The sequence below is a fragment of the Olsenella sp. An293 genome (assembly GCF_002159495.1).
In the GTDB taxonomy this organism is placed as follows: domain Bacteria; phylum Actinomycetota; class Coriobacteriia; order Coriobacteriales; family Atopobiaceae; genus Thermophilibacter.
In genome coordinates this window covers 1-10,134 of record NZ_NFIT01000024.1, presented here as the reverse complement: position 1 = coordinate 10,134, position 10,134 = coordinate 1, and the positions used below count along the sequence as shown (strand labels likewise).

The following is a 10,134-nucleotide window of genomic DNA, read 5'->3' as shown; positions in this document are numbered from 1 at the left end:
GCTGCGCAGGGCGGAGGTGATCGTGCTGGAGGCGATGCGCGCCGCGGCCTAGGCGCTACAATCGGGCCGGAACGGGCGTGGCCCGACACCAACATTCGGCACACAACCCATCTCCAACGTTCTCCGCGCAGAAATCGCGGTTGGGTACGTTAACAACGGCTACAGACTGCGATTTCTTCGCGGAGAACGGCGTGGCTGACGAGAAGAGCTCGCAAGACGGCTTCTGGCAAGAAAAGACCCCGGCGGCGCGTTGCCGTCGGGGTCCTGTGTTCTGGTGAGAAGGACGCGCGGGCTGCGTTACTCCGCGGGCTCGTCCTCTTCCTCCCCGTCGTCGAGCAGGGGACGGAAGCTCGCGGTGTCGCCGCCCACGACGGTGCTCGCCTCCTCGACGGAGCGCTCGCGGTCCTCGCGCATGCGGACGGAGAAGATGTCCTCCTCTTCCTCCTCGCGCGCCTCCTCCTCGGCGGGGGAGGGCTTGGGGACGACGCGCTCGCTCTCGGGCAGCTCGACGCGCGAGAGCTTGTGCTGACGCTTGGTGCGCGAGAAGAGCGGCACGTACTCGTAGATCAGGCTCGAGTTCTCGAGGCCGTACCAGCGGGCGGGCGAGCCGCAGAGGCTGCGGATGAAGTACTTGAGCTCCATGCAGCGGCGGTTGATGCCGGAGATCTCGGTCTCGGGGGAGAGCGTCTTGCGGATGAGGCAGAACTTGAAGTCGCCGACCTGGCTCGGCTCGAGGTAGATCGAGTACTTGTGCTCCTGCGGGGCGAGCTGGCCGCGCTCGACCAGGCTGGAGACGATCTGGTAGAGGTAGGTGTTGACGCGCTGGTTGACCTTGAAGCCCAGGCGCAGCTGAACCTTGAAGAGGAAGTCCGTGCCAAAGTCCTCGACGAGGTACTCGTGGGTGAAGGGCTCCTCGGTCACCTGGACGTTGAGGAAGTAGTACGCCTTGGCGCGCTTGGGCTGCTTGTCGAGGATCGAGTAGAGGATGTCTCGGTCGAGCCGGTCAAACGACGAGTCGTTGGTCAGGAAGACCAGGTTGTCGGCGAGCAGCGGGTAGTCCTCGTCGTGGCTGAGGTCGAAGATCTGGTCGAGGTACTTCACCACGGGCAGGTACATCGTCTGCGTGCGCTCGACGGCGGTGCCGCGGCGCCACACGTACATGACCAGGAAGATCGCGGACGCGATGACCACGGTGACGTAGCCGCCGTGGAAGAACTTCGTGAGGCTCGAGAAGAAGAACATGAACTCGATGGCGCCAAAGAAGATGGCGAACGGGATGGCGAGCGCCGTCTGGCGACGGATGCGAGAGAGGTAGGTGAAGAGCAGGACCGTGGTCATGAGCATCGTCACGGTGATGGCCAGGCCGTAGGCGGCCTCCATGTGCGCCGAGGTCTGGAAGAACAGCACCACGCAGATGCAGGCGACCCACATGACGTTGTTGATCATGGGGATGTAGATCTGGCCCTTGGTCTCGGACGGGTAGTTGATGCGCATGTGGGGCATGAGGTCCAGGCGCACCGCCTCGGAGACGATGGAGAAGGAGCCGGTGATGAGCGCCTGGGAGGCGATGATCGCGGCGAGGGTGGAGAGCAGGACGGCGAAGACGCGCACCTGCTCGGGCAGCATCTGGAAGAAGGGGTTGAGGTCGGCGATGGAGCCGAGCTCGGCGGAGCCGTTGTTGGCGAGGATCCACGCGCCCTGGCCCAGGTAGTTGAGGATGAGGCAGACCTTCACGAACGGCCAGGTGGCATAGATGTTGGGCTTGCCGACGTGGCCCATGTCGGAGTAGAGGGCCTCGGCGCCGGTGGTGCAGAGGAACACGTTGCCCAGGACCATGACGCCGGCGGCGTTGAGGTTGCCGTTGAACAGGAACATGATGCCGCGCACGGGGTTGAGGGCGCGCAGCACGCCGAAGTTCTCGAAGATGTGCGGCAGGCCGGCCACGGCGAGGAAGAGGAACCACAGCGTCATGATGGGGCCAAAGGCCTTTCCGATCTTCGAGGTGCCGGCCTTTTGCAGGAAGAAGAGCACGCTGATGATGCACACCACGATCGCGATGACGATCTGCTGGCTGTCCCCGATGAGCCGATAGAGGAAGTCCACGGTCCTCAGACCCTCGATGGCCGTGGTGACGGTGACCGCCGGCGTGAGGATGCCGTCGGCGAGCAGCGCCGCGCCGCCGATCATGGCGGGGATGATGAGCCAGCGCCCGCAGCGCTTCACGAGGCTGTAGAGCGCGAAGATGCCGCCCTCGTTGTGGTTGTCGGCCTTCATCGCCACGAGCACGTACTTGACCGTGGTGATGAGGGTGAGGGTCCAGATGATGAGGGAGAGGGCGCCGAGGACGACGTCCTCGGACATGGTGGCGAGTCCCCCGTTGCCGGAGATGATCGCCTTCAGGGTGTACATGGGGCTCGTGCCGATGTCGCCGTAGACGACGCCCAACGTGACGAGAATCATTGCCGCGGAGAGCGGGATGCCGGCGCTCTTGGCTCTGTGGCCGCCGTGCGCCAGCGTGGTTTCCTTCGCAGTCATGAAGCTCCAAACTCGATTGTCAACAATGAGGGGCCGTGTGGCCTGACAGCCTAGCGTATCACTTTGTCGCATGGGTAGAATGTGCTGCGAGTAAGGTATCTGGCCGAAAGGAGAGAGATGGCAGACGAGGAGAAGGGCGCCGCGCGTCCGCAGGCGAGCGAGCAGACCAAGGGCTACGCGGTCGTGGGCGCCGAGCGCGCCTCGAGCGTGCCCGAGCCGGCGTCGGCGCGCCTCACGTGGACCGACGGCGAGCGCGTCATCGACTACGAGGCCCGGGCGGCGCACCTGGAGGTGCGCGGGGACGACGGGGCGCTCATCGGCAGGATGTTCTCGCTCTCGTACGTCGCGGTGGACGGCGAGGGGCGGCCGGACGCGGCGCGCCCGGTCACCTTTGCCTACAACGGCGGCCCGGGCTCGAGCTCGGTACCCATCAACTTCGGCGGCATCGGGCCGCGCCGCGTGACGACCGACGGAGTCCGCCACGTGCGCGCCGACGCGCCGGTCGTGGACAACCCGCATACACTGCTGGTTGACTCTGACGTGGTCTTTCTCGACGCGCTCGGCACCGGGTGGTCGGTGCTCGCGGAGGACGCCGACCCGAAGAAGCTCTTCTGCACCGACGGTGACGCGGACGCCTTCGCGCGCGCCATCTGCGCGTGGCTCACGGACAACGGCCGCTGGTCGAGCCCGCTGTACCTCTACGGGGAGTCGTACGGGACGGTGCGCAACGCCGTGCTCATGCGCCTGCTCGGCGAGCGCGGCGTGCAGCTCACGGGCGTCGTGATGCTCTCCGCGGTCTTCAACATCGCCGGCCTGCTCAATCCCGGCGACGACTTCTACTACCTGGGCATGACGCCCACGTATGCCGCCACGGCGCAGTTCTTTGGCAAGGCGGGCGCCGGCGTCGACGAGGACGAGTGGTTCGACCGCGCGACGGCGTTTGCCGAGGACGAGCTCGCGCCGGCGCTTTTGCTCGGCGACCGGCTGGGCGAGCAGCGCGAGCGCGAGGTGGCCGAGCGCATGGCTAGCTTCATCGGCCTTCCCGTCGAGCACATCCTCGCCCGTCACCTGCGCATCGACCTGCTCGACTTCAGGACGCACCTGCTCGCCTCCGAGCGCCGCGTCTGCGGGCGGCTGGACACGCGCTTCTCGGCCGACGAGCCCTCGCCCATGCAGAGCTACGACATGTGGGTCGCGGGCGAGGATGCCGCCGACGACGCGCTCGAGGGCGCGTGGGTGCGGGCCTTCCGCCGCTTCTGCGCCGACGAGCTCGGCTATCAGGGTCCGGCGCGCTACCTCTCCAACAACTACGACAAGGTCAACGCCGGCTGGGACTGGGGGCACGAGGAGCCGGGCCTGGGCCGCGTCGCGACGCCCAACGTGGCGCTTGACGTCGCCGTCGCCCTGCGGCGTAACCCCACCTGCAAGCTCGCGATCATCGGCGGGCGCTACGACGCCGCCACCACGTGGTGGAACGTCGCCCACGACATGAGCTGCCAGTTCCTCTCGCCTGAGCTCAAGGGTCGCGTGAGCTGGTACCGCTACGGCTGCGGGCACATGGCCTACGTCGACGAGCCCACGCTCGAGGCCATGGGCCGCGACGTCCACGAGTTCTACGAGAAGCGCTAGCCGGAAGGGCCGGGGCGAGAAGGTTCGGCGCTCAGACAGCTTGCCGCTTAGAGCGCGGCAAGAACTCGCGGCGAACCTTCTCGATGCGATGACGTGCGGCTTCCGGACGGTTTTGTGGCTCAGACCGTCCGGAAGCCGCACGTTTGTAAAGAAGGTGCGGGCTTCGGACAAATTTGGCTCCTGAAAAGTCCAGAATCCGCACCTCAGCCGATAGGGTGCGGGGAATGGACGATTCGTGGGCGAGCGAGAAGGACGAGCGGGCCCGGTACAATGGTTGGGCAACGGAGAAGAACGGGCGAGAGGTGACCCGATGGAGTTTGTGGCGACGTGTCCCAAGGGCTTCGAGCGACTGCTGGCGGACGAGCTGAGAGCGCTGCGGGTGCCGCAGGTGAGGCCGCTCAAGGGCCAGGTCTCCTTTGGCGGCGAGCTGGCCGACGCCTATCGCGCGTGCCTGTGGTCGCGCCTGGCGTCGCGCGTGCTGGCGGTGCTCGCACGCGTGGACGCCCATGACTCCGACGCGCTCTACGCGGGCGTCTCGTCGATCGCCTGGGAGGGGCAGCTCGCCCCCGGCGCGACCTTTGCCGTGGACGCGCACGGCACCAACGCCCAGCTCCGCAACACGCAGTTCGTGGCCCTGCGCGTGAAGGACGCGGTCGTGGACCGCATCTTCGCCGCCACGGGAGTCCGACCGGTCACCGACCCCGCCCGCCCGGGCCTGACGATCGACGCGCGCCTCTCCGGCGATCACGTCACGATCTCGATCGACCTTGCCGGAGAGCCGCTCTTCCGGCGCGGCTACGACTCGCGTGCCGCCGAGGGGGTGGCGCCTCTGAGGCCGGACTACGCCGCGGCGCTGCTCGCTGCCGGCGGCTGGCGGGAGGCCGTCCGCTCCGGCGAGCCGACGCTCGTCGCGCTCTGGCCGGGGCAGGGAAGCGTGCTCGTGGAGGCGGCGTCGGCGGCGCTCGACCGCGCGCCGGGCCTGCTCCGCAGCCGCTGGGGCTTTGCGGGCTGGGCCGGGCACGACGAGCCCGTCTGGCAGGCCCTTCTCCACGAGGCCGAGGCCCGCGCCGCCTCGGGCGAGAAGAACGCCTGCTCGCTCGTCGTCTGCGACGACCGGCCCGGCGCTGCCTCCGCGTGCCGCCAGGCCCTCCGCGCCGCGGGCATTGCCCTCGAGCCGACGCCGTGCTCCGCCCCCGAGGCGGCAGACGCCGCCCGTGCGGCCGCGGGCGCGCTTGTGACCTGCGATCTTTCCTGGATTGGCGAGACGGCCCTCGCGCGCGAGGCCGCCGCCCTCTCCTCCGTCTCGGCGCTTGCCGGCCAGGGCGTCGTGGCCCTTGCGCGCGACGCCTCCCTCGACGCGGCGCTGCGCACCGAGCCGGCCGCCGTCGACGAGCTCATCGTCGGCCGCGACCCGGCGACCATCCGCCGCTACGCGCGACGCGACGACGTCGAGCCGCCGAGTTGCGTCGATGCCGCCGGCGAGCGCGTTCCCGTGCTCGTGGCGGGCTCCGAGCAGTTTGCGCGGCGCCTCTCCAAGGTGGCCAGGCAGCGCGCCAAGTGGGCCCGGCGCGAGGACGTGACCTGCTACCGGGTCTACGACGCCGACCTGCCGGACTACGCGGTGGCGATCGAGCTCTACGAGGGCTCCGAGACCCCGGGCCGCTGGCTGCAGATCTCCGAGTACGCGCCCCCGCGCGGCGTCGACCTCGAGCTCGCGCACCGGCGCCTCCTCGACGTCCTGGCGATCGCGCCACGCGTGATGGACGTCGCCCCCGGCGACGTGAGCGTGCGCGTGCGCACCCGGTCCCGTGGCGGGTCACAGTACGCCGACGAGGCGCGCGCGCCCGAGCGAGGGCGACGTGACGGCCGCTCTTCTCGCCGTCCCGGCCGCGTGGAGCTGCCCGCGGGGGCTCATCTGGTGGACGAGGGCGGACTCACCTTCGAGGTCAACTTCGACGCCCGTCACGACTGCGGGATCTTCCTGGACCACCGCGAGACGCGCGGGCGCATCCGCGAGATGATGAAGCAGACCAAGGGCTCCAAGCGCTTCCTCAACCTCTTTGCCTACACGGGCACCGCGACCTGCTACGCCGCGGACGGCGGGGCCAAGCACACCACGACCGTGGACCTCTCCCGGCCAAGCCTGGACTGGGCGCGGCGCAACATGGCGCGCAACGGCTTTGCGGGCGAGGAGCACGAGTTCGTGCAGGCGGACGTGCTCGCATGGGTCTCCGAGCAGCGCCACACCAAGAACCGCTGGGACCTGATCTTTTGCGACGTGCCCACGTTCTCCAACTCGGCGCGCATGCGCAAGGCGTCGTTTGACGTGCAGCGCGACCACGCCGAGCTGATCATCGGCGTGTCGCGCCTGCTCGTGCGCGGCGGCAGCGCGATCTTCTCGTGCAACCTGCGCACCTTCAGGCCCGACGTCGAGAAGCTCGAGCGGGCGGGTGTGCGCCTCACGGACATCACCGACGAGACCATCCCCGAGGACTTCTCCCGCAACCGAAAGATCCACCACGCCTATCTGGTGGAGCGCGCGTAGCGGCGCCGCGTCCCTCTCGCCCGCCTCCGTCTGCCGCCGTGCGGCGTCCGTCCGCGCATGCGTTGGCCGGGCGGTCGCCGCGGGCGAGTAATATCTCCCTATACGTGTGGATTTGGCGCGGGCTGCGGCTCGCGCCCCGAGCAATAGGGGGAACACGCAATGGACGCACGCATCGAGGCCACGGTCAAGACCTGGCAGGACAACGTCAAGGAGCCCGACCTCGCGGCCGAGCTCGCCGAGCTCACCCAGGAGGGCAACGAGGACAAGCTCTTCGACGCCTTCTATCGCGACCTCGCCTTTGGCACCGCGGGCCTGCGCGGCACCCTCGGCGTGGGCACCAACCGCATGAACGTCTATGTGGTCGCCCAGGCCACCCAGGGCGTCGCCGACTACCTGAACGCCCACTACGACAACCCCACCCTGGCCCTCGCGCGCGACTCGCGCAACAAGGGCGAGGACTTCCAGAAGGTCGCGGCCGGCGTGCTCGCGGCCAACGGCGTCCACGTCTACGTGTACCCGCGCATCGAGCCCGTCCCCACGCTCTCCTTTGCGGTGCGCCACCTCGGCACCTCCGCCGGCATCGTCCTCACGGCCTCCCACAACCCGGCGCCCTATAACGGCTACAAGGTCTACAACGACAACGGCGGCCAGATCACCGACGAGGCCGCGGCAGAGATCTCCGCGAACATCGCCAAGGCCGACCCGTTCAATGTCAAGATCATGGACTTTGACGAGGGGATCGAGAAGGGCCTGATCGAGTGGACGCCCGAGGAGGTCCTCGACAGCTTCATCGACAACATCAAGAAGGTCTCCGTCCCGGGCTTCAAGGCCTCCGACGACTACTCCGTGGTCTACACCCCGCTCAACGGCACCGGCATGGAGCTCGTGACCCGCATCCTCAAGGAGATCGGCGTCGAGAAGGTCTCCGTGGTGCCTGAGCAGTCCCAGCCGGACGGCAACTTCCCCACGTGCACCTATCCCAACCCGGAGTTCCGCGAGGCGCTCGAGCTCGCCCTCAAGCTCGCCGAGGAGGTCAAGCCCAAGCTCGTCGTGGCCACCGACCCCGACGCCGACCGCATGGGCACCGCCATCCCGCACGACGGCGACTACGTGCTGCTCTCCGGCAACGAGATGGGCGTTCTGCTCATGGACTGGCTCGCCACGATGGCCAAGGACAACGGCGAGGACGTGAGTCGCAAGGTGGCCGTGTCCACGATCGTCTCGTCCTCCATGCCCGACGCCCTCGCACGCGACTGGGGCTTTGAGATGAGGCGCGTGCTCACCGGCTTCAAGTACATCGGTGACCAGATCGACCAGCTCAAGGACGAGGGCGAGGAGGACCGCTTCCTCATGGGCTTCGAGGAGTCCTACGGCTACCTCGTGGGCACGCACGCCCGCGACAAGGACGCCATCGTCGCCACGATGCTCTGCGTCGAGATGGCCTCCTACTACGCCGAGAAGGGCATGGACCTCTACGAGGCCATGGACGCCCTCTATCAGAAGTACGGTTACTACCTCAACGGCACCGTCAACGCGAGCTTCCCGGGTGCCGCCGGCGCCGACAAGATGGCGGGCATCATGGACGGGCTGCGCACCAACCCGCCGACCGAGATCGCCGGCTACAAGGTCGTGGGCATGACCGACTACGCCACCGGCCCCGAGATGCCGCGCGTCTCCGGCCTGCAGAAGGAGGCGGCGCAGGTCCTGCCGCCGGCCAACGTCATCGAGTTCCGCCTCGAGGACGACAACAAGGTCATCTTCCGTCCGTCCGGCACCGAGCCCAAGGTTAAGGCGTACCTCTTCTCCAAGGGTGCTACGCGCGCCGACTCCGAGGCCGTTCGCGCCAAGCTCGAGGCCGCGTCGAAGGAGATCCTGTCGTAGGACGCTCTCAGCCGCAAGGGAGGCCCGCCATCTCCACGAGGAAGTGCGCTTCGCGAAACTTCCTCTTAGGAGATGGCGGGCCTCCGTCTGTCGATCGGCTACTTGCAACCAAGGATTATGTTGTGAGGGCACAAAAATAGCGGGGACGTCGTCGTTGGACGGCGTCCCCGCTTGGGTTGTGGGGGTGGGGGCTACTCGGCGTCGTCGGTCGTGGCGTCGGAGGAGCTGAAGGCGTAGAGGTTGTCGCAGGAGGCGGCCAGGGTCGCCGGAGCCCACGGGTGGGCGCTCACCTCGGGCGAGGTGGGATCGTAGACGACCACGCTGCCGTCCTCGTTCTCGGAGACGAGCAGGACCCAGTGGGCCGTGTCGGTGAGCGTGCCAGCCTTGGCCTCGATCAGCAGGTAGGTGCCCGTGTCGAGCATCTGGGAAAGGTTGTCGCCGTTGGAGACGTAGGAGGCGTAGGCGACCCCCAGGCCCTCTGCCGCGCTCGAGAGGTAGTCGGCGGACATGGCGCTGTCGCCGCTTGCGAGCTCTGCCTCGGTGACCGCCTGGGCGATGTCGGCGGGGGACTTGTCGCTCTTGCCGGTGAGGCCCATGTAGGCCATCGAGACGACGGTGGGGCCAGAACCGCTCACGGCGAGGGGGTGGCCGGCGTAGTCGACGGCGCCCCAGCGGGCGTCCCAGCACCAGAGCTGAGGGGCGACGCCCTGCTCGACGGCGTCCTCGTAGGGCTGCGCGGTCTTCTCGGCATCCGGGTAGGCGGCGACGAAGTCGATGGCCTCGGGCACGGTGAGCGCGAGCTCGAGCAGGCCCTGGTCGGAGTAGCGGTCCGCGGAGGCGGCGATGGCGGAGAGCTTCTCGCTGCGGTTGAGCTCCGTGGCAAACTCGTTCGTGAGCTCCTCGGAGACCCCGGCGGCGACGCGCGCGTCGACCGGGTTGGTCTCGCCCGCGGGCTCGGAGGACGAGCAGCTGCGCACGCAGCTGGAAACGCCCACGATGATCAGGACGAGAAGAACGATGGCCAGGGCGCCAAGGATGAAGAGCTGGCGGTCGATGCCAAAGATTCGGTTGCGACCGTTTTGGAAGTTGATGCTGCGCGCACGCACGGGATAGCCCGGGCCCTTGCGAGAGGGGCCCTTGAGACCGCCGCCGCGCTGGCGCGTGCCGCGCGGCCCGTGATAGGCGCCCCCACCCGGGGTGATGGGCGGCCGCGAGGACTGCTGTCGGGGGCGTGAGCTGCCGGAATCCCGGCGCAGCCTCCCGGTGTTGTCGTTGTACGCCATTGGCCCTCCATGAAACCATGTCGCAGCATTTTCCTTATCGCATGATACGGCAGGGCGTGGGATGGCGTTTGACGTGCGGTTGAATAATCGGGGAGTGGCGAGAAGAAAAAGCCCCGGGGCCCATGTGGGCGCCCGGGGCAGGTGTGCCTGGGACTAGGCGGTGGGCTCTGCGGGAGGCGTGGTCTCGCCCCCGACAGCAGTCCTCGCGGCCGCCCATCACCCCGGGTGGGGGCGCCTATCACGGGCCGCGCGGCACGCGCC

5 protein-coding genes are annotated in these 10,134 nt (G+C 68.2%); 3 read left to right on the top strand and 2 right to left on the bottom strand.

Going from position 1 to position 10,134, the window contains the following annotated elements:
- Nucleotides 1-297: 297 nt before the first annotated feature.
- On the bottom strand, nt 298-2,535 hold the full coding sequence (locus B5F85_RS10280) for a KUP/HAK/KT family potassium transporter (RefSeq protein WP_087316972.1): 2,238 nt from the start codon (nt 2,533-2,535) through the stop codon (nt 298-300).
- Nucleotides 2,536-2,652: 117 nt separating this feature from the next.
- On the opposite strand from B5F85_RS10280, the gene B5F85_RS10275 reads away from it, so the two are divergent.
- The 3 genes from B5F85_RS10275 to B5F85_RS10265 all read left to right on the top strand — a co-directional run bounded on the left by B5F85_RS10275 (nt 2,653) and on the right by B5F85_RS10265 (nt 8,590).
- Nucleotides 2,653-4,164 (top strand): peptidase S10, encoded by a 1,512-nt coding sequence (locus B5F85_RS10275; protein WP_087316969.1) that lies wholly within the window; start codon nt 2,653-2,655, stop codon nt 4,162-4,164.
- A gap of 310 nt (nt 4,165-4,474) precedes the next feature.
- On the top strand, nt 4,475-6,709 hold the full coding sequence (gene rlmKL, locus B5F85_RS10270) for a bifunctional 23S rRNA (guanine(2069)-N(7))-methyltransferase RlmK/23S rRNA (guanine(2445)-N(2))-methyltransferase RlmL (RefSeq protein WP_087316966.1): 2,235 nt from the start codon (nt 4,475-4,477) through the stop codon (nt 6,707-6,709).
- Nucleotides 6,710-6,868: 159 nt separating this feature from the next.
- Nucleotides 6,869-8,590, top strand: coding sequence for a phospho-sugar mutase (locus tag B5F85_RS10265; protein WP_087316963.1), 1,722 nt, complete (start codon nt 6,869-6,871; stop codon nt 8,588-8,590).
- Nucleotides 8,591-8,781: 191 nt separating this feature from the next.
- On the opposite strand, the gene B5F85_RS10260 is transcribed toward B5F85_RS10265, so the two are convergent.
- Complete coding sequence (locus B5F85_RS10260; RefSeq protein WP_087316960.1) at nt 8,782-9,873, bottom strand: hypothetical protein; 1,092 nt, start codon at nt 9,871-9,873, stop codon at nt 8,782-8,784.
- Nucleotides 9,874-10,134: the final 261 nt, after the last annotated feature.

Coding starts and splice junctions, on each gene's coding strand:
- B5F85_RS10275 (WP_087316969.1), top strand. CDS start 2,653: ATGGCAGACGAGGAGAAGGGCGCCGCGCGTCCGCAGGCGAGCGAGCAG.
- rlmKL (WP_087316966.1), top strand. CDS start 4,475: ATGGAGTTTGTGGCGACGTGTCCCAAGGGCTTCGAGCGACTGCTGGCG.
- B5F85_RS10280 (WP_087316972.1), bottom strand. CDS start 2,535: ATGACTGCGAAGGAAACCACGCTGGCGCACGGCGGCCACAGAGCCAAG.
- B5F85_RS10260 (WP_087316960.1), bottom strand. CDS start 9,873: ATGGCGTACAACGACAACACCGGGAGGCTGCGCCGGGATTCCGGCAGC.
- B5F85_RS10265 (WP_087316963.1), top strand. CDS start 6,869: ATGGACGCACGCATCGAGGCCACGGTCAAGACCTGGCAGGACAACGTC.